Below are 22,517 nucleotides of genomic sequence, written 5' to 3' on the forward strand. Positions count from 1 at the left end.
TGAACGGAGGCAGCGCGTCAGGCCATCCCAGGGGCACTGTTTGCCACCCCAAGGATGTGCCGGCCGGTCCGTGAGGAGCCGAGTATTCGCGGGCGGTTAGCGCACCAGCCGGAGCTTGCGGCCGACCTTGCGGAACACCGCCCCGGCCTCCGGGACACCCATGGCCGCGGCCAGTGCGAAATAAACGATTCCGAAGGGCACGGCGGTTGCCAGGAGGCCCAACGCGGGGTGCAGCCGGGGCGGCACGAGCAGCTCGCCCCCCCACTCCGCCGCCACGCCGGGCATGGGACCGAGCAGGGACGCGAGCCCCAGCTTGATGCCCAACCCGACGAGCCCGGCGATCGCGGCCGCGGTCCACAGCCGGGGCAGCAGTCCGGGGGGGACGCCCACCGGGCCGAGCTGCTTCACGAGCTTGCGCCGGAGCAGGCTGGACTCCAGCCAGGCCACCATTCCGCCCGCCAGGGTGAGCCCCAGCGCGCCCAGGTAGTCCGGCAGGCCCACCCACCCCGGGAGCTTCAGGCCCAACAGCCACGCGCCCAGCGCGCCCGTGGACACGCGCACCACCGCGAAGCGCAGAGGCGTCTTCGGGTCCTTCAGCGCGTAGAAGGCGGAGGCGTAGAGCCGGCCCACGGTGGAGGCCACCAGGCCCACCGCCGCGCCCATCAGCAGGTACCAGAGGTAGCGCGAGTCGGCCGAGTCGAAGCGCCCCGTCTGCAGGAGCGCCGCGGCCACCATGTCCCCCAGGAAGAGGAACGCGGCGGCAGAGGGCACCACCCAGAAGGCGATGCGCCGCGCGCCGTTGCCGATGCGCTCGCGCAGCTTCGCGGCCACGTCCTCGCCCTCGCCCGAGGCGCGGGACATCTCCGGCAACTCAGCGGCGGACACCGCCATGCCGAAGAGGCTCACCGGGATGAGGTAGATGGTCTGCGCGTACAGCAGCGAGGACACCGCGCGGTTGGAGATGAGCGTGGCGAAGGCGGTGTCCACCCACGCGCTGAACTGCACCACGCCGCGCCCCAGCACCACCGGGCCGAAGTTCTTCAGCACCTGGCGCACGGACGCGCTCGCCAGCGACAGCGTCGGGCGGAAGCCGCCCAACAGGCGCAGCGTCGAGGGCACCTGCACCGCGAACTGGAGGAAGCAGCCCAGCACCACGCCGTAGGCGAGCACCTCCACCAGCCGGTCCTCCGTGTAGCGGCCACCGGCGAAGACGAGCGTGAGGATGATGACGATGTTCCACACCACCGGCGCCAGGTACGACAGCAGGAAGCGGCGGTGGCTGTTGAGGATGCCCAGACACCACGCGCTCAGCACCAGCATCCCCGTGCCGGGGAAGAGGATGCGGACCACGTTGATGGCCAGCTCGCGCGAGTGGCCCTCGAAGCCCGGGGCGATGAGGTCCACCAGCAGCGGCGTGGCGAGCATGCCCGCGGCCACCATCACCGCCGTGACGAGCGACAGCAGACCGAACACCGCGCCGGCCACGCGGTCCGCCTCCTTCGTCTCGTCGCGACCCAGCAGCCCCGCATAGACGGGGATGAAGGAGCCGGAGAGGACGCCCTCGCCGAAGAGGTTCTGCAGGAAGTTGGGGATGCGCAGCGCCGCCTTGAAGACGGCGGCTGCCTCCGCGTTGCCGAGGTAGTGCGCGAAGACGCGCTCGCGCACCAGGCCCATCAGCCGTGAGGCGAGGATGCCCGTGGCGACGAGCAGCGCGCCCTTGCCTCCCGGGCGCGCGGACCGGGAAGGCGCGGGGGGCGGCGACGGCGGCGGCGAGGAGGGCACGGGCGTGGAGGAAGTCACCAGGGCGCGGGACTCTATGCGCGGCGTTGAGTGGCATGAAGCGCGAAACCCGGGCAGCCTCTTTCACTTGACGCTAACTCGCCAGGTTGCCAGGGTCCGATGCCAATGGCCGGAACCCCCGACAGCGACCTGGACGACGTGGCACGCATCCGCCGCGTACTGGCCCGCGAGCTCGAGACCATCAATGAATACGAGGCCTTCGCCCGAGCCTCTTCGTCACCCGACGTCCGCGCCTTCTTCCTGCACCTGGCCACCGAGGAGAAGGAGCACGTCTCCGAGGCCGTCCACATGCTGCGCATGCTGGACAGCGGCCAGGACGCCCACTTCACCAGCCCCGTGGCCACCGGACACTTCGAGGGCACCGCCGCCGCGGGTGCGCCCGCTGCCCCCGCCGCGCCGGCTCGGGCTGCTCCGCAGGCGCCTCCCGCGCCCCCTGTCGTGAATGGCCGCAACGGCCGCCTCTCCGTGGAACCTCCCACGTCGCTGCCCCCGCAGCGGCTCATGTACGGCCTGCCTGCCCCGCCGCCCGCGGTGGAGTCCCACCCGCTCACCGTTGGCTCGCTCCGCCGGGGTGGTGGCGGCGGTGGCAGCGGTCGCTGACGTCCCCCTTCTCTCCTTGTTGACTCTTCTGGAGAACATCCGATGCCTGACTTCCTTGGACATGCCGAGAACCCCCTCCGTGAAGAGGAGTGGGCGCGCCTGAATGAAACCGTCATCCAGGTCGCGCGGCGGTCGCTGGTCGGCCGTCGCATCCTGGACATCTACGGCCCGCTGGGCGCGGGCGTGCAGACGGTGCCCTACGACGAGTTCCAGGGCGTGTCCCCCGGCGCGGTGGACATCGTCGGCGAGCAGGAGACCGCGATGGTCTTCACCGACGCGCGCAAGTTCAAGACCATCCCCATCCTCTACAAGGACTTCCTGCTGCACTGGCGCGACATCGAGGCCGCGCGCACGCACAACATGCCGCTGGACGTGTCCGCCGCCGCGGGCGCCGCCGCGCTGTGCGCGCAGCAGGAGGACGAGCTCATCTTCTACGGCGACGCGCGCCTGGGCTACGAGGGCCTGATGACGGCCAACGGCCGGCTCACCGTGCCGCTCGGCGACTGGACGGTGGCGGGCGGCGGCTTCCAGGCCATCGTCGACTCCACGCGCAAGCTGAACGAGCACGGCCACTTCGGCCCCTACGCCGTGGTGCTGTCGCCGCGGCTGTACTCGCAGCTGCACCGCATCTACGAGAAGACGGGCGTGCTGGAGATTGAAACCATCCGCCAGCTCGCGTCGGACGGCGTCTACCAGTCCAACCGCCTGCGCGGGGACTCCGGCGTGGTGGTGTCCACCGGCCGGGAGAACATGGACCTCGCCGTCTCCATGGACATGGTGGCCGCGTACCTGGGCGCCTCGCGGATGAACCATCCGTTCCGCGTGCTGGAGGCGCTGCTCTTGCGCATCAAGCACCCGGACGCCATCTGCACCCTCGAGGGCCCCGGCGCCGCCGGCACGCCCGCCGCCCCCACGCATCGCCGCTAGCCCGCGCCCTGACAGCCCTCATGGCAAAGGTCCTGGTCATCGACGACGAGGCGAACCTGAGAAAGGTGCTCGCCGCGATGCTGCGCCGGGACGGGTTCGACGTCACCGTCGCGGAGAATGGCGAGCAGGGGCTCGCGGAGTTCCACAAGAACGGCGCGGACATCGTGGTGACGGACCTGGTGATGCCCAAGGTGGGCGGCATGGAGGTGCTGGGCACCGTCCGCGCCGCCAACCCGGACGTGCCGGTCATCATCATCACCGCGCACGGCACCGTGGACTCGGCCGTGGACGCCATCAAGGCCGGCGCGTTCGACTACATCACCAAGCCCTTCGACCAGGCGGAGCTGTCCTCCGTCGTCGCGAAGGCCGCCAAGACGAACGAGAGCGCCCGCCGCTCCGTGCGTCCGGACGTCAAGGCGCGCGCCGCCATCATCGGTGACTCGCCGCAGATTCAAGAGGTCTACAAGATCATCGACAAGGTGGCGGACACGCCCTCCACGGTGCTCATCACCGGCGAGAGCGGCACCGGCAAGGAGCTCATCGCCACCGCGCTGCATGGCGCCTCCAGCCGGCGCGACAAGCCGTTCATCAAGATCAACTGCGCGGCCATCCCCGCCACGCTGCTGGAGAGCGAGCTGTTCGGCTACGAGCGCGGGGCCTTCACCGGCGCCGTCACCTCCAAGCCCGGCCGCTTCGAGCTGGCCGACGAGGGCACCCTCTTCCTGGACGAGATTGGCGAAATCCCGGTGGAGATGCAGGTGAAGCTGCTGCGCGCGCTGCAGGAGGGCGAGTTCGAGCGCGTGGGCGGCATCAAGACCACGCGCGTGGACGTGCGCCTCGTGGCGGCCACCAACCGCGACCTCCAGGCGGAGATCGAGGCGGGCCGCTTCCGGAAGGACTTGTACTACCGACTGGCGGTGGTCCCCATCACCCTGCCCGCCCTGCGCGAGCGCCGCAGCGACATCCCCATGCTCGCGCGGCACTTCCTGGACAAATACAACCGGCGCCTCAACAAGAAGATCGAAGGCATCACCGACGACGCCATGGCCCTGCTCCAGGCCTATGCGTGGCCGGGCAACATCCGCGAGTTGGAGAACCTCATCGAGCGCGTGCTGCTCTTCGCGGATGGCCCCTTCATCACCGGGAAGGATTTGCCGGAGCCGGTCCGTAGCGGAGCGGGCGTGCAGGCGGGCACCCTGTCGTCCCCCTCCACGCCGTCCATGGAAGTTCCCACGGGCGAGGTGGGCCTCAAGGACATCGTCCGGATGAAGGCCGCCGAGCTGGAGCGGGACCTCATCGTGAAGAAGCTGGATGAGACGGGCGGCAACGTCACGCGGGCCGCTCGCCTGCTTCAAATCAGCCGGAAGTCGCTGCAGACGAAGATGAAGGAATTCGGCCTGCGCGACACCACCCCCGACGGGCAGGACGACGTCGCCGACGAGTAGCTTCCGCGCGGAGGCGGAATTCCTTCGCGCGCGCGTCGGTTTCGGGCCGGCCCACTCTTTTCAAACCCAGGGAGCTTGAATGCGGCCGAACCTTCCCACCCTCGGTGCCCCGCCGAAGCGCAGTCCACTCGGCTCGGTGGTAGCCGTGTCACTCATCCTCGGCGCGTCCGCCGGCGGCGTGTGGTGGTGGAAGCAGCGGATGGCAGGCGCCACGGAGCAGGCCGCGGCCGCCCCCGTGGCCGCCACGGATGCGGGGGCCGTCGCCGCGGCGCCCGTTGCCCCTCCGGCGCCCGTGGACCCGGTGAAGGCCGCCGGCCTGGAGCGCGCCTCGGTGCGCATCGACGGCCCGCTGGAGACGGCCCTCAACGGCGCCGCCGGCGCGGACGTGGGCCCCGCCCTGGCGCAGGTGGTGACGCGCACGCTGGTGTGGTGGGTGGAGGTGCCGGGTGAAATCCTCCGCGGCGACACGCTCGACGTGCTGTACCAGCGCCGCGAGAACGAGGAGCCCCTCGTGCACGCGGTGCGCTTCACCAGCGGCAAGCTGGGCAAGACGCTCAGCGCGTACCGCTTCCAGGGCGAGGGCGACAAGAATGCCCGCTACTACCTCTCCACCGGCGACGAGCTGGAAATGCGCCTGGAGAAGTCGCCCATCGACGACTACGAGCAGGTGACGTCCCTGCTGCGCGACGGCCGCCGCCACAAGGGCGTGGACTTCCGCGCGCCGGTGGGCACGCCCATCAGGGCGCCCTTCAACGGCGTCGTGAAGCGCAAGAACTGGAACTGGGGCAGCAACGGCAACTGCGTGGAGCTGGTGGAGTCCGGCGGCCGCGGACGGCGCGCCCTTTTCCTGCACCTGGACGAGCTGTCCAAGGACATCAAGCCCGGCTCCCGCTTCACCACGGGCCAGGTCATCGCCGCCAGCGGCAACACGGGCCACTCCTTCGCCCCCCACCTGCACTATCAGCTGATGACGCAGGATGACCGGGTGCTGGACCCCTTCGACCAGCACAAGACCTTCCGCCGCTCGCTGAATACGGCCAACAAGTCGCTGTTCGAGTCCGAGGTGCGCCGGCTGGACGGGCTCCTCGGAACCTCGGTGGCCGGGAAGTAATTGCCACCCGTTTCTTGACACTCCTCCGACGGCGCGGCTAGCTGGAAGCCCCCCGGGCCTTGCCGGAAGGCCCGGGTGATTCGCCGTCGGAGGTCGGATGCAAAGGCTTCGCGCCGTACTCGCCGCTATCACCCTGGGCGCGCCGCTCGCCGCCAGTGCGGCGGACATCACCCGGATTGCTTCGTCCTTCGAGGACGACGATCCGTTCGACCTCTTCATCGACGTCGGCTTCGAGCGCACGCAGACGCGCGCGAAGATCATCCGCGAGCAGCTCATCCCCGCGGGCTCCGACGGCACCACCCGCATCGACGCCACGGAGCTCTGGTACAAGGGCGTGGACGCGCGGCTGAACCTGGAGCTGGCCTTCGGCCTGTACCGGGACCTGGAGTTCTCCTTCACGCTGCCGCTGGTGTTCCAGCAGAACGAGCGCTGGGACCGCACCTCCGACGCGACGGCCGAGAACTCCACCATCACCAACAACTGCGTGAATGCGGACGGCTCGGTGATTCCCGGCTGCCTCGAGGGCACGAGCGCGCCCGTGCCGCTGTTCGGCATCCCGCAGGAGAGCTTCCGCGGCGGCCTGGGCAACATGCACTTCGGCCTGGCCTACGCCTTCTTCAAGCAGGAGAAGGACGCCACCAAGCCCACGTGGATTGTCGGTCTGGACTACGAGGCCCCTACCGCGAAGCAGCGCGACCCGAGCGTGAACACCACGGACCCGGACGAGCGCGGCAACATCGGCGACCGCGTCCACAAGTACCAGCTCTACACGTCCTTCTCGCGCCGAATGGGCGTGGCCGAGCCGTACTTCAAGGCCAGCTACACCATCCCCGTGGGCGGCCCGGGCATCTACTCCAACTGCGACCAGCGCAACGCGGACCCGCCGAACCTGGGCGCCCCGTTGAACTGCGGCACCGGCCCGTGGACGCGCAAGGAAACGGGCATCCACGCCCCCACGCAGGCGGGCATGCTCTTCGGCGTGGAGCTGGTCCCCTTCGAGAAGCCGCAGAAGTTCCAGAAGTTCGCCCTGGACCTGCGCACCATCGGCAACTACGTGGGCCGCGGCCGGTACTACAACGAGCTCAGCCAGGCGCTGGGCAAGCTCCTCACCTCGGAGGACTACTTCCAGGTGGGCGGCATGCTCGGCGTCAACGCCAGCGCGGCCGAGTCCTTCACCATCCGCGCCTCCGGCACGTTCCTCTACAACACCGACCACACCCTCACCGCCGAGGAGCTGGGGAAGGACCTGGACGGCAACGGCGAGGTGGACGTGGAGACGAACCCCGCGGAGCTCAACCCGACGTTCGACTGGCGCTATGACCTGGTGTCCCGCCGCTTCCGCGCGGTGGAGAGCACCTCGTTCCGCTTCGACCTGAGCGCCACGTTCAGCTTCTAGCCGTACGGCCGGGGACGGGCACCGTGAGCCCGTCCCCGCCGCCTCTGTCTCACCGCTTCAGCGACAGGCCCAGCCGGTAGACGTCCTGACCGGCCCAGCCCGCGCGACGGGCCAGCTCGGTGCTCAGCGCCTTGAGCTTCTCGCCGCGCGACAGGCCCTCTTCCAGCGCCTTTTTCAGCTCCTCCTCGGACCAGCGGCGCTCGCCGGTGCGGCCTTCCACCAGCACCACCACCTCGCCCCGGGGCTCCTCCGCCGCGTAGCGGGCGGCCAGCTCCGACAACGTGCCCCGGGCGAACTCCTCGTGGAGCTTCGTCAGCTCGCGCGCCACGCAGGCGCGCCGGTCTCCCCAGGCGTCGAGCAGGTCTGGCAGCGTCTCACCCACGCGGCGCGGGGACTCGTAGAGCACCAGCGTGGCGGACAGGTTGGCCACCTCCTCCAGCATGGTCCGCCGCTCCGCTCCCTTGCGCGGGAGGAAGCCCAGGAAGTGGAAGCGCCCGGTGGGCAGTCCGGACGCGCTCAGGGCCGCCACCAGGGCGGTAGGGCCCGGAATGGGCACCACCGTCAGCCCGCGCTCCAGCGCCTCCGCCACCAGCCTCTCGCCGGGGTCGCTGATGGCCGGGCTGCCCGCGTCCGTCACCAGCGCGCAGTCGTCGCCTTCCGCGATGCGGTCCAGGATGCGCCCGGCGCGCTGCCCCTCCGCGAAGGCCGGCAGGCTCACCAGGTCCTTCCCGCCAATGCCGAAGTGGTCCAGCAGGACGCGCGAGTGCCGCGTGTCCTCACAGGCGATGAAGCGCACGTCGCGCAGCGTCTGCAGCGCGCGCGCCGTCACATCCCCCAGGTTCCCGATGGGCGTGGCCACCAGGTAGAGCGTTCCAGCCATGGCGTCCTCTCACATGCCCGCGTCGAAGGCGCCGGGGATGTGCTCCACGGTGGCGCGCTCGCCGCGCCCCACCACCGAAATCACGTCGAAGCGCATCATCCGCTCGCCCAGCTCATGGGCGAAGAGGTAGTGCAGCGCCGCCTTTACCACCCGACGCTGCTTCGCGAAGGACACGGTGTGCGCCGGGTCTCCCCATACGGCCGTGGAGCGCATCCGCACCTCCACGAAGCACACGACGTCCTCACGCTCGGCCACCACGTCCAGCTCCCCGTAGCGGCACGTCCAGTTGCGCGCCAGCACCCGCCACCCTCGCGCCTCCAGGAAGCCCACCGCTGCTTCCTCAGCCGCATTCCCGTACTGCCTCCGCTCTCGCGGCTCCGCCCGTCCCATGCACCCTCCCCTTCGACGCCACCCGCCCGTACCGGTCCTCCCCGCTGGAGGCAACCCGCCGCGTCGGACTACACGTTAACGGTGCCGTCCGACATCTGCGCGAAGCCGGGGTGCCCGGTGACGTGCAACACCTGCGTCAGCGTGCCCAGGTGCTTGAGCATGCGGGCGATGAGGGGCAGCTTCACCTCCTCCATGCCGGCGAACACGTCCTCCAGCAGGAAGGGACGCTTCACCCGGGCGCTCGTCTTCTCCACCACCGTCATCCGCAGCGCCAGGTAGTAGAGGTCCAGGTCCTTCGGCGGCAGCTCGCCCACGGGGACGCGCCTGCCGGAGGCCAGCGCGAAGGCTCTCCCCTCGCGGTCCCACTCGATGCCCTGGTAGCGCCGGTCCGTGAGTGCGGTGAGGTACTGGAGGCAGCGGTCCTTCAGCATCGCCTGCACAGACGAGACGTCGGTGGTGAAGATGTCCGCGGCCTGGGCCAGCAGCACGGGGGACGGGTCCTCCAGCGCCTCCACCGGGGCCGGTGCGCCATCCGGCCCTGGAGCCGCAGCCGGGCGCGGCGCCCGGGCCAGGGCGATGGACTCCTTCAGCCGTCCAATCTCCCGCTCCACCTCGCGGATGTCGCGCACGTAGGAGCCCTTCTGCGTCAGCTCCGTGTTGAGCGCCTCGAGCTCGTTCTTCAGCTCCTGCCGCCGGGTGATTGCCGACACGAATTCCGGGTCCGCCTCCATGGTTGCCAGCTGTTCCTTCAGCTCCACCACGCGCGCGGCCAGCAGCTCCTTGCGCTCCAGCATGGGGGTGATTTCCTCCATCTCCTCCACGCCGAGCGCCTTCTGCGCCATGCGCAGCGGCGCGGCCTCGGCCTCGAACTCGTCGAGGATCTTCTTCTCGCGGGCCTCGAACCGGTTGTCCTTGCTGCCCTTCCGGGACGCCTTCTGCAGGTCGTCCACGTGACGCAGCGCCATGAAGGCGGCCACGCCGAAGGCGGGGATGTCCAGCAGGGCGATGTAGCGGAACGTGTTGTCCACGCCGATGCCCAGCCCCACTCCCAGCGCGAGGAAGAGCACGCCCGCGCCCAGCCCCGCCCAGAAGGCGCGGTTCTCCTTCAGCGGCTCCACGGACGGAGGCACCGCGTCCACCACCGTCTCGCGGTCCTGGTTGAGCCGGGCCAGGGCCTCGTCCCGCTTCGCCACCACCTTGGGGAAGCGCTGCACGCGGTTGCGGATGTCCTGCGGCAGCCCGAGCGACTCCGGAGTGGGCGCCGCCCGCCACGAGGCCTCCGCCTCGGCGATGGCCACCTTCAGCCCCTCGGTGCCCTTGAGGCGCTGGTCGGTCTCGAAGACCTCCGACGTCAGGCCGTCCACCTTGAACTGGAGCTGATCCACCTCGGTGGAGCCCACCAGCTCCTGCTCCAGCGCGCGCAGCTTCGCCTCGGCGGTGGGGAGGTCCTCCGCGGGCGCCACCGTGGACGCCGACGCGAGCGAGGGGTACTTCCCGGACGCCTTGGGGTCCGGCTTCGCGGCGGCGGCGGCCTTGCGCGGGCGCCTCGAGGGAAGCTGCCCCGCCTGCAGGCAGTACACCTGCTCGAAGGTGGTGCGCGGCGGCAGGCCCACCTGGCCCCGGAGGAACTGGCCAATCTCCGTCGTGTCCGAGGACACCAGCTCCGCCTGCTGCGTGGCCTTGTTCATCCGGTGCAGCGTCCCGGAGCCGCCCAATTCGCGCAGCACGCGGTACGTCACGCCGTCCACGCCCACGAAGGTGAGGGCCGCCTTGCCCGACTTCGCGCCCGGCGCCAGGAAGCTGGCGTCACCGCCGCGCCCGTCGGCGAAGAACAGCGCGAGCGACAGGCCCGCGAGGGGACTCACCTCGGCCGTGGGCGGCTTGAGGACGAGGTACCCGGCTTTGAGCGCAAAGCGCCCCGCGGGTGAGAAGCCCCGGACATTCTGGACGGCGACCTCAGCGAATTGCATGGCTTGCGCATGTTAGCGCGAATGAAAAAAGGAGCGTCCGGGATCGGACGCTCCTTTTCATGACAGCCCCAGTGCCCTTCCAGGCAGGCAGGCGATCAGGCCTTGGCGGCGGCCTTCTTGGAAGGCGTCGGCGTCGGCTCCTCCTGCACGTCCACGCGGGCGGCCTTGCCCTTGAGGTCGCGGAGGTAGAACAGGCGGCTGCGATTCACATCGCCGCGCGAGAGGACCTCGATGCGCTCGTAGCGGGGGCTGTGCAGCGGGAAGATGCGCTCCACGCCGACGCCGAAGGACATCTTGCGCACGGCGAAGGTGGCGCGGTGGGCACGGCCGCTCAGCCGGATGACGACGCCCTCGAAGGCCTGCACGCGCTCCTTGTCGCCCTCCTTCACCTTCCAGTGGACGCGCACGGAGTCACCAGGACGGAAAGCGGTGACGTCCTGGCGCAGGAACTTGGCCTCGACGTGCTGAATGGCGGCGTTACGCATGACGGACTCCGGAAAATCGGAAACTTACGCGCGGGGCGCGTGAAAGAGCGGGCCGTACTACCAGAGAGAGCGGTGTCGGACAAGCCCGCTGTGAGCAACCCGCTGGGAACGCTCAGGGTTACAGGTCTTCCTCCCGACGAGCCAGCAATTTCTGGTCGGCGGCTGAGAGCTGCAGGCGGGCAAACAGGTCCGGCCGGCGCTCCCGGGTGAGGATCAGCGACTTCCAGCGGCGCCAGCGGGCAATGCGCGCATGGTCCCCGGACTGGAGGACGGCGGGCACCTCGGCGCCCCGGAAGACAGGCGGGCGGGTGTACTGGGGGTGCTCCAGCACGCCCTCCTCGAAGCTCTCCGTGACGGAGGAGTCGACGTTGCCCAGCACTCCGGGCACCAGCCGAGCCACCGCGTCCACCACGGCCAGGGCGGCCACCTCGCCGCCGGTGAGCACGAAGTCGCCCAGGGACAGCTCGCCGTCCAGGTGCGCCATCACTCGCTCGTCCACGCCCTCGTAGCGGCCACACACGAGGATCAGCCCGGCCTCGTGGCGCACCAGCTCGCGCGCCGTGGCCTGGGTGAAGGTGGGCCCGCGGGGGCTCATCAAGAGGGCCTTCGCGCCCGGCTGCCGCGCCCGGGCGGCCTCGATGGCGGCCACCAGCGGATCCGGCTTCATCACCATGCCCGCCCCGCCGCCGTAGGGCGCGTCGTCGGTGACACGGTGCTTGCCCTCGGCGTACTCGCGCACGTCGGTGACGGTGGCGGACAGCAGGCCCTTCTCCTGGGCCTTCCCGAGGATGCTCGCCCCCAGGTAGCTGGACACCATGCCCGGGAACAGCGTGAGGATCTCCACCGGGTACGGCGGACTCATGCCCCGTCCCCGGAGTCCCCGTCAGTCTTGCCCGTGGGGGGCGTGGGGGGCACCGCAGGGAGCTCCTTGCCGGGGCGCCCCACCTCCACGTACTCGGGCGGGCGGATGACGATGCGCTGGGTGGCGAGGTCCACACTCGGGACGAACTCGTCCGCGAAGGGCACCACCAGCTCCGGACGCTTCGGGGAGCGGATGACGATGTTGGGCACCTCGCCGGTGGACCAGATCTCCTCCACGCGGCCCAGCTCGGCGCCGGACTCGTCCACGGCGATGAGCCCCACCAAGTCTCCCTGGAAGAACTCGCCCTCCGCGGGGGGCTCCAAGTCTTCGCGGTAGACGAACACCTTGGAGCCCACGAGCGCCTCGGCCGCGGTGCGCGACGTCACACCCTCCAGGACGACGATGTTCTCCTTGGGGGTGGGCCGCACGGCCTCCAGCCACACCTCCCGCTCCTCGCCGGAGCGGGTGTGCAGCAGGACGCGCTCGACGACGTCGAGCGCCTCCGAGGCCGGGTCGAAGGTGCGGATGGCCACCTCGCCCTGCAGCCCGTGCGCTCGCGCCACGTAGCCGAGCTCGAGGGTGGGAGGAGGCGTCACCGCGAGGTGTCCGGTGTGGCGGGCGGCACGGCCGCGGCGCCAGGCGCGCCGGCCGCGTTGCGCCGGTCATCGAGGATTTCCAGACGGACCTTCTGCCCGGCCTTCTGGGCAGCGGCGTTGAGCAGCGTCCGGAGGGCATTCACGGTGCGCCCGTCACGGCCGATGACCTTGCCAACGTCCTCGGGGGCGACCTTCAGCTCATAGAGCCGGGCGCCGTCCGCCTCGGACACGCGCAGGCCGACCTGGTCTGGCTGGTCGACCAGGGCCCGCGCGAGATAGGTGAGAAGTTGCTCCACGTCTGCTCAGTGCAGCGGGGCTCAGACCGCGGGAGCGGCCGGCTTGGCCTTCGCGGCGACCTTGATGAGGTCCGCCACGGTCTCGGAAGGCGTCGCGCCCGTCTTCAGCCAGTAGTTCAGCCGCTCCTCGTTGAACTCCACCTTGGGGGGCTCGAGGTTGGGGTCATACGCGCCCACGGCCTCGATGAACTTGCCATCCCGGGGGTTCCGGGAGTCGGTGGCGACCACGTGGTAGTACGGCTTCTTCTTGGCGCCCGCGCGGGCGAGACGGAGGACGACGGCCATGAGTTGCTCCAACGAACAGGTTACATCTTGGGAAAGGGGGGCGCTCTTACCGCCGCCCCCGCTGGATTGTCAAGGAAGCTCGGGACCTTATGTCGTGCCCTCGGCAGGGGCGGACTCGCCCTGGTTGGCGAGCTGACCGCAGGCGCCGGCGATGTCCCGACCCCGGTTCCTGCGAATGTAGGCGCCGATGTGCCCATCGGCGAGGATGGCGCGGAACTGCTCGGCCCGCTCCTCGCCGGTGGTGTGGAACCCCAGGCCGGGGTTCTCGTTGTACGGAATCAGGTTCACCTTCACCGGAATGCCCTTGAGCAGCTCGATGAGCCGGTGGGCGTCCTCGTCGGTGTCGTTGAAGCCCTTGATGAGCACGTACTCGAAGGTGATGCGCCGGCCCTGACGCAGGGGGAACTTGCGGCACGCGTCCAGCAGCGCCGCGATGTTCCACTTGCGGTTGACGGGCATCGTCTTGCTGCGCTGCTCGTCGGTGCTGGCGTTGAGGGAGATGGCCAGCTTGACGTCCGTCTCCTGGCCGAAGCGCTCGATCATGGGCACCAGCCCCACCGTGGAGACGGTGATGTGCCGGTGGCTGAAGTTCGGCCCGTCCTGCGACTGGAGGATGGAGAGCGCCGTCTTGAGGTTCTCGAAGTTGTGCAGGGGCTCGCCCATGCCCATGAACACCAGGTTGCTGAGCGGGCGGAGCGTCTCCAGGCCCTCGTTCTTGCGGACCTCGCGATTGACGGCGTGCACCTGGGCCACGATTTCGCCCGGGGTGAGGTTGCGCTTGAGCCCCATGGTGCCCGTCATGCAGAAGCCGCAGGCCATGGCGCAGCCCACCTGGGTGGACACGCACAGCGTCTTGCGGTCGTCCGCGGGCATGTAGACGGACTCGATGAAGCGACCGTCCCGCGTCTTCCACCGGTACTTGATGGTGCCGTCGGTGCTGCGCAGCTCGGCGTCCTTCACCAGCGGGACGATTTCCGCGCGCGTCCGGAGCTTCTCGCGCAGGGCCTTGGACAGGTCCGTCATCTCGTCGAACGAGGTGGCGCCGCGCTGGTGCAGCCAGCGGTAGAGCTGCGGGGCGCGGAACGCACGCTCGCCCAGCGTCTCGGTGACGAAGCGGGTGAGCCCCTCGAGCGACAGGCTGGCCACGTCCACCAGCTTCGCGGGCGCGGGCGCCGGAAGCGGCTCGGTGACAGGCAGGGTGGTGGCGGAGGTCTCTGACATCGTCGTTGGGCTGTAAACGGTGGGCCGGAGGGCGTCCCTTCCCACACCTGGGCCGGGCAAGTCAAAGGAGCGCACGCCCCCCTACCCGCCTGCTGGACGCTTCGTGGCCTGTCTTCTTGATGAACAACGGCCCGGGCCCGGGCCTTCGCAGGCGCGGACTCGGGCCGGGAACGGCGGCCCCGACAGGCGGGGCCCGCCGACTACTTCTGGTACGGGTACGGCTGGATCTCCGTCTCCCGGAAGAAGTACGCGATCTCGTTCTTCGCGTTCTCCAGGCTGTCGGAGCCGTGCACCGTGTTCTTGTCGATGCTGGTGGCGAAGTCCTTGCGGATGGTGCCGGCGGCGGCCTGGGCCGGGTTGGTGGCGCCCATGATGTCGCGGTTGCCGAGGACGGCGTTCTCGCCCTCCAGCACCATCAGGACCACGGGGCCGGAGATCATGAACTGCACCAGGTCCTTGAAGAAGGGCCGGGCCTTGTGGACCGCGTAGAAGCCCTCGGCCTCCTTCTGGGAGAGCTGCTGCAGCCGGATGGCGACCGGCTTCAGACCCTTCTCCTCGAAGCGGCTGATGATCTTCCCGATGACGCCCTTCTCCAGACCGTCAGGCTTGATGATGGACAGCGTGCGCTCGATGGCCATGTGACTGGCTCCTTGTGCTCGTTGGGGTTTAGCGCTTCGTTTCAGCGCTTCTTGGGAGCGCCCCGCTTGAGGGCCTCCTGGAGGGTGGTGCCCAGCTCGGCGGGGCTGGCGGCCATCAGGAAGCCGGCGGCCTCCATGGCCTTCATCTTCTCCGTCGCCGTGCCCTTGCCGCCGGAGATGATGGCGCCGGCGTGGCCCATGCGCTTGCCCGGGGGCGCCGACTGGCCGGCGATGAACCCGGCGATGGGCTTGGTGAACTCGCGGGCCACGTACTCCGCGCCCGCCTCCTCGGCGCTGCCGCCGATCTCACCAATCATGATGACCGCGTCCGTCTCCGGGTCCGCGTTGAAGAGCTTCAGCACGTCCACGAAGTCCGTGCCGTTGACCGGGTCACCGCCGATGCCCACCGCGGTGGACTGGCCCAGGCCCAGCTGCGTGAGCTGGTGCACGGCCTCGTAGGTCAGCGTGCCGGAGCGGGACACCACGCCGATGCGGCCCGGCTTGTGGATGTGGCCCGGCATGATGCCGATCTTGCACTTCGCGCCGGGGGTGATGACGCCCGGGCAGTTGGGGCCGATGAGGCGCACGCCCGGCTTGCCCTGCAGGTAGCGCTTGGCGCGCACCATGTCGTTGACGGGGATGCCCTCGGTGATGGTGATGATGAGGGAGATGCCCGCGTCAGCGGCCTCCATGATGGAGTCCGCGGCGAAGGGGGGCGGCACGAAGATGACGGAGGTGTTGGCGCCCGCCTGCTTCACGGAATCAGCCACCGTGTTGAACACGGGGACCTTGCCCTCGAAGTCGGTGCCGCCCTTGCCCGGCGTCACACCGGCCACGAGCTTGGTGCCGTACTCCAGCATCTGCTTCGAGTGGAACGAGCCCGCCGAGCCGGTGATGCCCTGACAGACCACCTTCGTGTTTTCGTTGACGAGGATGCTCATGGCGTTCCTTCTGGAAAGTGTTGGCGGAGGGCCGGACTACTTGATGGCCGCGACGGCCTTTTCAGCCGCCTGCCGAAGGTTGTCCGCCGGGGTGATGGCGAGCCCGGAGTTGCGCAGCAGCTCCTTGCCCTTCTCCACGTTGGTGCCTTCCAGCCGGACCACGAGCGGGACCTGGAGCTTGACCTCCTTCGCCGCGGCGATGATGCCCTCGGCGATGACGTCGCACTTCATGATGCCGCCGAAGATGTTGACGAGCACGGCCTTCACGGCCGGGTCGGCGAGGATGAGCTTGAAGGCCGCGGTGACCTTCTCCTTGCTCGCGCCGCCGCCCACGTCCAGGAAGTTGGCCGGAGCGCCGCCCACCAGCTTGATGGTGTCCATGGTGGCCATGGCCAGACCCGCGCCGTTCACCATGCAGCCGATGTTGCCGTCGAGCGCGATGTAGGCCAGGTCCCACTCCTTGGCCTGCGTCTCGCGGGGCTCCTCCTCGGCGAGGTCGCGGTACTCCAGCAGCTCCTTGTGCCGGTAGAGCGCGTTCTCGTCGAAGTTCACCTTCGCGTCGAGCGCCACCACGCCGCCGTCCTTGAGGATGACGAGCGGGTTGACCTCGACGATGGAGGCGTCCGTCTCCATGAACATCTTGTAGAGCGAGGCGCAGAAGTGGACGAACTTGTTCACCGTGGGGCCGGAGAGGCCCAGGCCGAAGGCGAGCTTGCGGCCCTGGAAGTCGGTGAAGCCCACCGCCGGGTCCACCGCCTCGCGGAGGATCTTCTCGGGGTGCTTCTCCGCCACTTCCTCGATCTCCACGCCGCCCTCGCGGGAGGCCATGAAGGTGATGCGGCTGGTGGCGCGGTCCAGCGTCACGCCGAGGTACAGCTCCTGGCCGATGGCGAGGCCTTCCTCGATGTAGACCTTGTGGACCGTCTGGCCTTCCGGCCCGGTCTGGATGGTCTTCAGCTTCATGCCCAGCATCTGCTTGGCAAGGTCCTTCGCCTCGGCGGGGCTCTTGGCGAGCTTCACGCCGCCGCCCTTGCCGCGACCGCCGGCGTGGATCTGGGCCTTCACGACGACCACGGGCGTGCCGAGCTGCTTGGCAGCGGCCTCCGCCTCGTTGGGCGAAAGCGCGAGGATGCCCTTCGGCGTGGGCACGCCGTACTTCCGGAAGATTTCCTTGCCCTGGTACTCGTGGATCTTCATCGAGGCTCCGATTGGGACGAGGGAGACGGCCTTTAACAAGAGGCGTCAGCGCGGGGCCCTCATTGCGCAGAAACCGACGGATGGCAAGGCCGTTTGCCCCCGGCGGAACCGCTCCGTGTGGCCCCATGCACACGAGATAACCAGGATTGTCCGCCAGGATGAGCCCGACTTCACGGCCGTGTGGTGGCCAGGGAGGCGCAAGGCCGGGGTGACACGGACGACACCTGCCCTCAAGGGCACGCGGAAGCCGGTATGGAACATTCCCCCGGACGTTCGGTGAGAAGGACCGGGCGTTCGTCCCCTGCCCTGTCCCCCTTGGAGTCCTCGCGCATGTCCTTCCGTCCGTGGCCGTTGCTCTGGTTGTGTCTCCTCATCGCGCCGGCCCTGGCCCTGGCGGGCGAGGCGCCGAAGGCCTCGGAGCCACCGGCGCTGGACGCGAAGGAGCGGACCCGCGTCGTCGAGGCCGTCATCGCCCAGGTCCGGGCGCGCCACTACTCGGCGGAGAAGGCGGCCCTGGCGGAGCGGATGCTGCGCTCCCGGCTGAAGCGCGGTGACTACGACGCCATCACCGAGCCCCGGGAGCTGGCCCACGTGCTCACCGAGCACCTGGTGACGGATGGCCAGGACGCGCACTTCGTCGTCATCTACAGCGCGCAGCCCGTGCCCCGGAACCTGCCCCTGCCGTGGGAGCCCGCGCCGCCCGAGGTGGAGAAGTTCCGCGCCGAGCGCGAGGAGCGATGGCGGCGGATGGCCCTTCGGGAGGCATATGGCATCGGCCGCGTGGAGCGGCTGGACGGCAACGTGGGCTACCTGCGCCTGACGAGCTTCCCCGAGCCGAAGCACGCCGGCGAAGCAGCTGCGTCCGCCATGCGGATCCTGTCCGCCACGGACGCGCTCATCATCGACCTGCGCGGCAATGGCGGCGGAGACAACGAATTGGTGGCGCTGTACCTGGGATGGCTGCTGCCGGAGCGCACGCACGTGCTCGACACGCTGTGGAAGGGCCGGCCGAAGCAGGCGCTCCACACGCCCGCGTCGCCCGTGGCGGGCCGGTACGGCGACAAGGAGGTCTACATCCTCACGGACGGGGACACGTTCTCCGCGGCGGAGACGCTCGCGTATGACCTCCAGGCGCGCAAGCGGGCGCGGGTGGTGGGCGAGACGACGCACGGAGGCGCCAACCCGAGCGTGGCCCTGCCCGTCGACGACCACTTCGTCGTGGGCGTGCCCATGGGACAGACGGTGCATGCCCTGACGAAGACGAGCTGGGAGGGCGTGGGCGTGAAGCCCGACCTGCCGGTGCCGGCGGCGGACGCGCTGCGCACCGCGCACGTGGCCGCGCTCACCGCGCTGGCGAAGCGCGCGGAGGAGCCGATGCAGGTGGAGGAGGTCCAGGAGGCACTGAAGGCACTGGGCGCCAACACGAAGCCCTGACGACGGCCTGAAACGGCGGCGGCCCCGCCCGGCGTCCCCAAGGGGACGCCAGCACGGGGCCGCTTCGCTGCGGGAAGAACGGAAGGTGGCGGGCGGACTACCCCGGACCGCCGTGGCTCTTCTGCTCCTCTTCCTGGAAGAAGATGTCCTTGATGAGCAGCTTCGTCACCTCGCGGTTCATCACCGCGATGGACGTCGTGAGGGGAATCTCCTTCGGGCAGACCTTCACGCAGTTCTGCGCCTTGCCACAATCCTGGATACCGCCCGGGCCCATCAGCGCCCGGACGCGCTCCTCGGACTGCAGCTTGCCCGTCGGGTTCATGTTGAACAGGCGGGCCTGGCTGATGGCCGCCGCGCCGATGAAGTTGTTGTCCTGCGACACCTGGGGGCACGCCTCCAGGCAGCTGCCGCAGGTGATGCACGTGGACAGCACGTACATGACCGACTGGTCCTTCGGCGACTGGCGCGGGCCCGGCCCCAGGTTGTGGGTGCCGTCGACCGGAATCCAGCCCTTCACCCGCTTGAGCGCGTCGAACATGCGCTCGCGGTCCACGGAGAGGTCGCGGACCACGGGGAACTTGCTCATCGGCTCGAGCGTGATCGGCTGCTCCAGCTTGTCGACGAGCGCCGAGCAGGCCATGCGCACCCGGCCGTTGATGTTCATCGCGCAGCTGCCGCAGACCTCCTCGAGGCACGCGGCGTCCCAGATCACCGGGGCAACCTTCTTGCCCTCCACGGTGACGGGGTTGCGCTGGATCTCCATCAGGCACGAGATGACGTTGGCGCCCTTGGTGTACGGGACCTTGAACTCATCGAAGTGACCCGGCTTGTTCGGGTCGTCCTGCCGCCAGATGCGGAAGGTGATGGTCCTGGTGGTGACGGCGGTTGCCTGTGCAGTGTCCATGTCGCTCGACCCTTCACTTCCCAATCAGTTACGGCGGCCCGCCCTGCTGGCACGGGCCCACCAGAAGTTGCGTGCTCCGCTCAGGCGTACCAGCGGGGCTCGGGATCCAGGACCGGCGTGGGAATCTCCTCGTAGGAGATCTGCGGGCCCTGCTCGCTGTGCTTGGCAATCGTCGTCTTCGCCCACTTCTCGTGGCGCTTCTTCCACAGCGCCATCCACTCGGGGTCCTTGGTCGGATCCTTCACCTTCGGCTCCGGCAGCGAGAACTCGGGCTTGTAGTGCGCGCCGCGGCTCTCGTCGCGCAGCAGCGCGCTGGTGGCGATGACCTCGCCCAGCTCCAGCATGTTCCACAGCTGGTTGGTGTACGACAGCGAGCGGTTGGCCACGTTGCCCGTGTCCAGCACGTTGACGTTGTTCCAGCGCGACTTGAGCTCGCGGATCTTCTCCACCGTCTTCTTCAGCCGGTCGTTGTACCGGACGACGGTGCAGTTCTCCGTCATGATGTCGCCCAGCTCGCGCGCCAGCCCGTACGGGTTCTCCGGGCCGTTCATCTTCTTGATGGTGGCGAACCGGTCCTCCCAGTAGCTCTTCGCGCTCTGGAAGTACTTCTCCGGCATGGCCGCCGCGCTCGTCGCGTTGCTCTTCGCGAAGGCCGCCATCGCCGGGCCGCCGATCATGCCCGAGTAGATGCAGGACAGGAGCGAGTTGGCGCCCAGGCGGTTCGCGCCGTGGAATGCGTAGTCCGCCTCACCCGTGGCGTACAGGCCGGGGATGTTGGTGGACTGGTTGACGGGGCTGCCCTCGGCGGGGGTCTGCGTGCGCGAGTCCGCCTCGAACCGCACGTAGAGGCCGCCCATGGAGTAGTGCATGCCCGGGAAGATGACCATCGGCGTGACGCGCGGGTCGTCTCCCACGAACTTCTCGTAGATCTCCATGACGCCCTTGATCTTGGCGTCGAGCGTCTTGGCCGGGATGTGCGTGACGTCCAGGTAGACGCCGTCCTTGCCACCGATGCCCATGCCCATGTCGCGGCAGACCATGAAGATCTCACGCGTGGCCACGTCGCGGGGCACCAGGTTCTTGTACTTGGGGTACTTCTCCTCGAGGAAGTAGAAGCGCTCGCTCTCCGGGATGTCCCGGGGGTTGCGCGTGTCGCCCTTCTTCTTCGGCACCCAGACGCGGCCGCCCTCGCCGCGCACGGACTCGCTCATCAGGCGCAGCTTGTCCTCACCCGGGATGGAGGTGGGGTGCACCTGGATGAACTCGCCGTTGGCGTAGATGGCGCCCTCCATGAAGGCGCGGCCGGCGGCGGTGCCGGTGTTGATGATGGAGTTGGTGGAGCGCCCGAAGACGATGCCCGGGCCACCCGTGGCGAGGCACACGGCCTCCGCCGGGAAGGTGCGGATCTCCATGGTGCGCAGGTCGACGGCCACGCTGCCGATGACGCGCCCGCCCTCGTCCTTCACCGTGCCCAGCCACTCCCAGTACTCGTACTTGGTGACCTTGCCCTCGGCCTCGTAGCGGCGCACCTGCTCGTCCAGCGCGTAGAGCAGCTGCTGGCCGGTGGTGGCACCCGCGAAGGCGGTGCGGTGGTGGAGCGTGCCGCCGAAGCGGCGGAAGTCCAGCAGACCTTCGGGCGTCCGGTTGAACGTCACGCCCATGCGGTCCAGCAGGTAGATGATGCCCGGGGCCGCGTGGCACATGCCCTTCACGGACGTCTGCTCCGCGAGGAAGTCGCCGCCGCGCAGCGTGTCCTTCACGTGGATGTCCGGATGGTCGCCCTCTCCCTTGGTGTTCACCGCGCCGTTGATGCCGCCCTGGGCGCAAACGGAGTGGGAACGCTTCACCGGGACGAGCGAGAGCACATCCACCTGGTGGCCTGCCTCCGCGAGCTTGATCGTCGTCATCAGCCCGGCGAGACCGCCGCCCACCACCGTGAACCGCGCTGCTGCTGCCATCATCGTCTCCTTGACTGCCGGTTGCCCGACGCTGCCGTCGTGAGCCGACTCGCCGCATGGCGCGCCAGGGCCCGGACATCCCGTGCGAGATCTACAGGCTAGATAACTTGATGAAACTCCGCCGCAATGAAGGCGCCGGCCAGGATAAGGCCGCGTCATCCACGGCATCAGGCCCAGGGGCCCGCCGGGTGTCTCCGGCGGGCCGCGAGTGCCCGGTACGGACTACAGCTTGACCGAGTCCACCGTCTTCTTCACCGACTGGAAGGACTTCTCCAGCGCGGCCTTCTCCTCACCGTCGAGCTCCACGGTGATGACCTTCTCCACGCCGCCCGCGCCGATCTGCACCGGGGCGCCGAAGAAGTAGCCGCTGATGCCGTACTGACCCTCCAGCAGGGCCGCGGCCGGCAGCACGCGCTTGCGGTCGAAGAGGTAGCTCTCCGCCATGGCGATGGAGGACGCGGCGGGCGCGAAGTAGGCGCTGCCCGTCTTGTAGAGCGCCACCAGCTCCGCGCCGCCCTCGCGGGTGCGCTTGATGATGGCGTCCAGCCGGTCCTTGGCGATCAGCTGCGTCAGGGGCACGCCGCCCACGGTGCTGTGGCGCACGAGCGGCACCATGTCGTCGCCGTGGCCGCCGAGCACCAGCGCCTCCACGTCACGGATGGAGCAGCCCAGCTCCTCGGCCACGAAGCACTTGAAGCGGCTGGTATCCAGCACGCCCGCCATGCCCGCCACCATGTGCTTCGGCAGCTCGGCGATCTTGTGGAGCGCGAACACCATCGCGTCCAGCGGGTTGGCCACGTTGATGACGAAGGCGTTGGGGGCGTGCTGCTTGATGTTGGCCGCCACGTCCTTCATGATCTTCAGGTTGATTTCGAGCAGGTCCTCACGGGACATGCCCGGCTTCCGCGGCACGCCGGCGGTGATGATGATGACGTCCGAGCCGGCGACGTCCTTCCAGTCCGTGGTGCCGGTGACGCGGCAGGAATAGCCGTCCACCGCGGACAGCTGGTTGATGTCCAGCGCCTTGCCCTTGACCATGCCCTCGGCGGCCGGGATGTCATAGAGCATCACGTCGCCGAGCTGCTTCTGCACGGCGAGCAGCGCCAGGTTGCCACCAATCTGGCCGCCGCCGATGAGGCCGATCTTCTTCTTGCGATTCTGAGCCATGGATTCGTCCTCTC

At 69.2% G+C, this 22,517-nt stretch carries 22 protein-coding genes; 6 read left to right on the top strand and 16 right to left on the bottom strand.

The genetic code is table 11. The annotated features are described in order from the left end of the window. Window positions 1–96 precede the first annotated feature (96 nt). Window positions 97–1,800 carry a murein biosynthesis integral membrane protein MurJ gene (gene murJ / locus G4D86_RS01380; RefSeq protein WP_163988543.1) on the bottom strand — a complete coding sequence of 568 codons (1,704 nt, stop codon included), beginning with the start codon at window positions 1,798–1,800 and terminating at the stop codon, window positions 97–99. A 105-nt stretch (window positions 1,801–1,905) separates the two neighbouring features. Between murJ and G4D86_RS01385 the strand changes: the two genes are divergently transcribed. The 5 genes from G4D86_RS01385 (at window position 1,906) to G4D86_RS01405 (ending at window position 7,279) form a co-directional block, all read left to right on the top strand. Continuing rightward, complete coding sequence (locus G4D86_RS01385) at window positions 1,906–2,400, top strand: ferritin family protein (protein WP_163988545.1); 495 nt, start codon at window positions 1,906–1,908, stop codon at window positions 2,398–2,400. Window positions 2,401–2,442: 42 nt separating this feature from the next. Further along, window positions 2,443–3,327: an encapsulin nanocompartment shell protein EncA gene (encA, locus tag G4D86_RS01390; RefSeq protein WP_163988547.1), complete on the top strand. Its 885-nt coding sequence runs from the start codon at window positions 2,443–2,445 to the stop codon at window positions 3,325–3,327. 20 nt (window positions 3,328–3,347) lie between these two features. Then, complete coding sequence (locus G4D86_RS01395) at window positions 3,348–4,772, top strand: sigma-54-dependent transcriptional regulator (protein WP_163988549.1); 1,425 nt, start codon at window positions 3,348–3,350, stop codon at window positions 4,770–4,772. A 79-nt stretch (window positions 4,773–4,851) separates the two neighbouring features. Further along, a complete protein-coding gene (locus G4D86_RS01400) occupies window positions 4,852–5,883 on the top strand; it encodes a M23 family metallopeptidase (protein ID WP_163988552.1) in 1,032 nt (343 codons plus the stop codon). 97 nt (window positions 5,884–5,980) lie between these two features. Beyond that, window positions 5,981–7,279 (top strand): hypothetical protein, encoded by a 1,299-nt coding sequence (locus G4D86_RS01405; protein WP_163988554.1) that lies wholly within the window; start codon window positions 5,981–5,983, stop codon window positions 7,277–7,279. A 49-nt stretch (window positions 7,280–7,328) separates the two neighbouring features. Here G4D86_RS01405 and rsmI read toward each other — a convergent pair whose 3' ends face one another. From rsmI to sucC, 12 genes are all read right to left on the bottom strand, one after another. Beyond that, window positions 7,329–8,159: a 16S rRNA (cytidine(1402)-2'-O)-methyltransferase gene (rsmI, locus tag G4D86_RS01410; protein WP_163988556.1), complete on the bottom strand. Its 831-nt coding sequence runs from the start codon at window positions 8,157–8,159 to the stop codon at window positions 7,329–7,331. A 9-nt stretch (window positions 8,160–8,168) separates the two neighbouring features. Next, on the bottom strand, window positions 8,169–8,549 hold the full coding sequence (locus G4D86_RS01415; RefSeq protein WP_163988558.1) for a YraN family protein: 381 nt from the start codon (window positions 8,547–8,549) through the stop codon (window positions 8,169–8,171). Window positions 8,550–8,617: 68 nt separating this feature from the next. After that, complete coding sequence (locus G4D86_RS01420) at window positions 8,618–10,519, bottom strand: ATP-binding protein (protein ID WP_163988560.1); 1,902 nt, start codon at window positions 10,517–10,519, stop codon at window positions 8,618–8,620. Between the two features lie 95 nt (window positions 10,520–10,614). Then, window positions 10,615–11,004: a 50S ribosomal protein L19 gene (gene rplS, locus G4D86_RS01425; RefSeq protein WP_163988562.1), complete on the bottom strand. Its 390-nt coding sequence runs from the start codon at window positions 11,002–11,004 to the stop codon at window positions 10,615–10,617. 118 nt (window positions 11,005–11,122) lie between these two features. Further along, the gene (gene trmD / locus G4D86_RS01430; RefSeq protein ID WP_163988564.1) at window positions 11,123–11,866 is read right to left on the bottom strand and encodes a tRNA (guanosine(37)-N1)-methyltransferase TrmD; all 744 of its coding nucleotides are present in this window, start codon (window positions 11,864–11,866) and stop codon (window positions 11,123–11,125) included. Next, on the bottom strand, window positions 11,863–12,462 hold the full coding sequence (rimM, locus tag G4D86_RS01435; RefSeq protein WP_163988566.1) for a ribosome maturation factor RimM: 600 nt from the start codon (window positions 12,460–12,462) through the stop codon (window positions 11,863–11,865). The genes trmD and rimM overlap by 4 nt, the downstream gene beginning before the upstream one ends. Continuing rightward, window positions 12,459–12,758 carry a KH domain-containing protein gene (locus G4D86_RS01440; protein ID WP_163988569.1) on the bottom strand — a complete coding sequence of 100 codons (300 nt, stop codon included), beginning with the start codon at window positions 12,756–12,758 and terminating at the stop codon, window positions 12,459–12,461. Before G4D86_RS01440 ends, rimM begins: the two co-directional genes overlap by 4 nt. A 21-nt stretch (window positions 12,759–12,779) precedes the next feature. Further along, window positions 12,780–13,043: a 30S ribosomal protein S16 gene (gene rpsP, locus G4D86_RS01445; RefSeq protein WP_163988571.1), complete on the bottom strand. Its 264-nt coding sequence runs from the start codon at window positions 13,041–13,043 to the stop codon at window positions 12,780–12,782. An 87-nt stretch (window positions 13,044–13,130) separates the two neighbouring features. Beyond that, window positions 13,131–14,264, bottom strand: a complete 1,134-nt coding sequence (gene rlmN / locus G4D86_RS01450; RefSeq protein ID WP_163988572.1) for a dual-specificity RNA methyltransferase RlmN — start codon at window positions 14,262–14,264, stop codon at window positions 13,131–13,133. Between the two features lie 200 nt (window positions 14,265–14,464). Further along, the gene (ndk, locus tag G4D86_RS01455; protein ID WP_163988575.1) at window positions 14,465–14,902 is read right to left on the bottom strand and encodes a nucleoside-diphosphate kinase; all 438 of its coding nucleotides are present in this window, start codon (window positions 14,900–14,902) and stop codon (window positions 14,465–14,467) included. 41 nt (window positions 14,903–14,943) lie between these two features. Further along, window positions 14,944–15,843, bottom strand: coding sequence for a succinate--CoA ligase subunit alpha (gene sucD, locus G4D86_RS01460; RefSeq protein ID WP_163988577.1), 900 nt, complete (start codon window positions 15,841–15,843; stop codon window positions 14,944–14,946). A 36-nt stretch (window positions 15,844–15,879) separates the two neighbouring features. After that, window positions 15,880–17,040, bottom strand: a complete 1,161-nt coding sequence (gene sucC, locus G4D86_RS01465) for an ADP-forming succinate--CoA ligase subunit beta (RefSeq protein ID WP_163988579.1) — start codon at window positions 17,038–17,040, stop codon at window positions 15,880–15,882. Between the two features lie 330 nt (window positions 17,041–17,370). Here sucC and G4D86_RS01470 point away from each other — a divergent pair, with 330 nt between their 5' ends. Beyond that, on the top strand, window positions 17,371–18,474 hold the full coding sequence (locus tag G4D86_RS01470) for a S41 family peptidase (RefSeq protein WP_163988581.1): 1,104 nt from the start codon (window positions 17,371–17,373) through the stop codon (window positions 18,472–18,474). Between the two features lie 97 nt (window positions 18,475–18,571). Here G4D86_RS01470 and sdhB read toward each other — a convergent pair whose 3' ends face one another. The 3 genes from sdhB to mdh form a co-directional block, all read right to left on the bottom strand. Further along, window positions 18,572–19,378, bottom strand: coding sequence for a succinate dehydrogenase iron-sulfur subunit (gene sdhB / locus G4D86_RS01475; RefSeq protein ID WP_163988583.1), 807 nt, complete (start codon window positions 19,376–19,378; stop codon window positions 18,572–18,574). Window positions 19,379–19,458: 80 nt separating this feature from the next. Continuing rightward, entirely contained in the window at window positions 19,459–21,336 is a 1,878-nt protein-coding gene (gene sdhA, locus G4D86_RS01480; RefSeq protein WP_163989361.1) for a succinate dehydrogenase flavoprotein subunit, read from the bottom strand. Window positions 21,337–21,558: 222 nt separating this feature from the next. Next, window positions 21,559–22,503, bottom strand: coding sequence for a malate dehydrogenase (mdh, locus tag G4D86_RS01485; protein ID WP_163988585.1), 945 nt, complete (start codon window positions 22,501–22,503; stop codon window positions 21,559–21,561). Between the last annotated feature and the right edge of the window lie 14 nt (window positions 22,504–22,517).

Source organism: Pyxidicoccus caerfyrddinensis (genome assembly GCF_010894405.1).
GTDB classification, from domain to species: Bacteria; Myxococcota; Myxococcia; order Myxococcales; family Myxococcaceae; genus Myxococcus; species Myxococcus caerfyrddinensis.

What these genes read in the sequence shown, in the direction of transcription:
- G4D86_RS01385 (WP_163988545.1), top strand. Translation starts at nt 1,906, where the DNA reads ATGGCCGGAACCCCCGACAGCGACCTGGACGACGTGGCACGCATCCGC.
- encA (WP_163988547.1), top strand. Translation starts at nt 2,443, where the DNA reads ATGCCTGACTTCCTTGGACATGCCGAGAACCCCCTCCGTGAAGAGGAG.
- G4D86_RS01395 (WP_163988549.1), top strand. Translation starts at nt 3,348, where the DNA reads ATGGCAAAGGTCCTGGTCATCGACGACGAGGCGAACCTGAGAAAGGTG.
- G4D86_RS01400 (WP_163988552.1), top strand. Translation starts at nt 4,852, where the DNA reads ATGCGGCCGAACCTTCCCACCCTCGGTGCCCCGCCGAAGCGCAGTCCA.
- G4D86_RS01405 (WP_163988554.1), top strand. Translation starts at nt 5,981, where the DNA reads ATGCAAAGGCTTCGCGCCGTACTCGCCGCTATCACCCTGGGCGCGCCG.
- rsmI (WP_163988556.1), bottom strand. Translation starts at nt 8,159, where the DNA reads ATGGCTGGAACGCTCTACCTGGTGGCCACGCCCATCGGGAACCTGGGG.
- G4D86_RS01415 (WP_163988558.1), bottom strand. Translation starts at nt 8,549, where the DNA reads ATGGGACGGGCGGAGCCGCGAGAGCGGAGGCAGTACGGGAATGCGGCT.
- G4D86_RS01420 (WP_163988560.1), bottom strand. Translation starts at nt 10,519, where the DNA reads ATGCAATTCGCTGAGGTCGCCGTCCAGAATGTCCGGGGCTTCTCACCC.
- rplS (WP_163988562.1), bottom strand. Translation starts at nt 11,004, where the DNA reads ATGCGTAACGCCGCCATTCAGCACGTCGAGGCCAAGTTCCTGCGCCAG.
- trmD (WP_163988564.1), bottom strand. Translation starts at nt 11,866, where the DNA reads ATGAGTCCGCCGTACCCGGTGGAGATCCTCACGCTGTTCCCGGGCATG.
- rpsP (WP_163988571.1), bottom strand. Translation starts at nt 13,043, where the DNA reads ATGGCCGTCGTCCTCCGTCTCGCCCGCGCGGGCGCCAAGAAGAAGCCG.
- rlmN (WP_163988572.1), bottom strand. Translation starts at nt 14,264, where the DNA reads ATGTCAGAGACCTCCGCCACCACCCTGCCTGTCACCGAGCCGCTTCCG.
- ndk (WP_163988575.1), bottom strand. Translation starts at nt 14,902, where the DNA reads ATGGCCATCGAGCGCACGCTGTCCATCATCAAGCCTGACGGTCTGGAG.
- sucD (WP_163988577.1), bottom strand. Translation starts at nt 15,843, where the DNA reads ATGAGCATCCTCGTCAACGAAAACACGAAGGTGGTCTGTCAGGGCATC.
- sucC (WP_163988579.1), bottom strand. Translation starts at nt 17,040, where the DNA reads ATGAAGATCCACGAGTACCAGGGCAAGGAAATCTTCCGGAAGTACGGC.
- G4D86_RS01470 (WP_163988581.1), top strand. Translation starts at nt 17,371, where the DNA reads ATGTCCTTCCGTCCGTGGCCGTTGCTCTGGTTGTGTCTCCTCATCGCG.
- sdhB (WP_163988583.1), bottom strand. Translation starts at nt 19,378, where the DNA reads ATGGACACTGCACAGGCAACCGCCGTCACCACCAGGACCATCACCTTC.
- sdhA (WP_163989361.1), bottom strand. Translation starts at nt 21,336, where the DNA reads ATGGCAGCAGCAGCGCGGTTCACGGTGGTGGGCGGCGGTCTCGCCGGG.
- mdh (WP_163988585.1), bottom strand. Translation starts at nt 22,503, where the DNA reads ATGGCTCAGAATCGCAAGAAGAAGATCGGCCTCATCGGCGGCGGCCAG.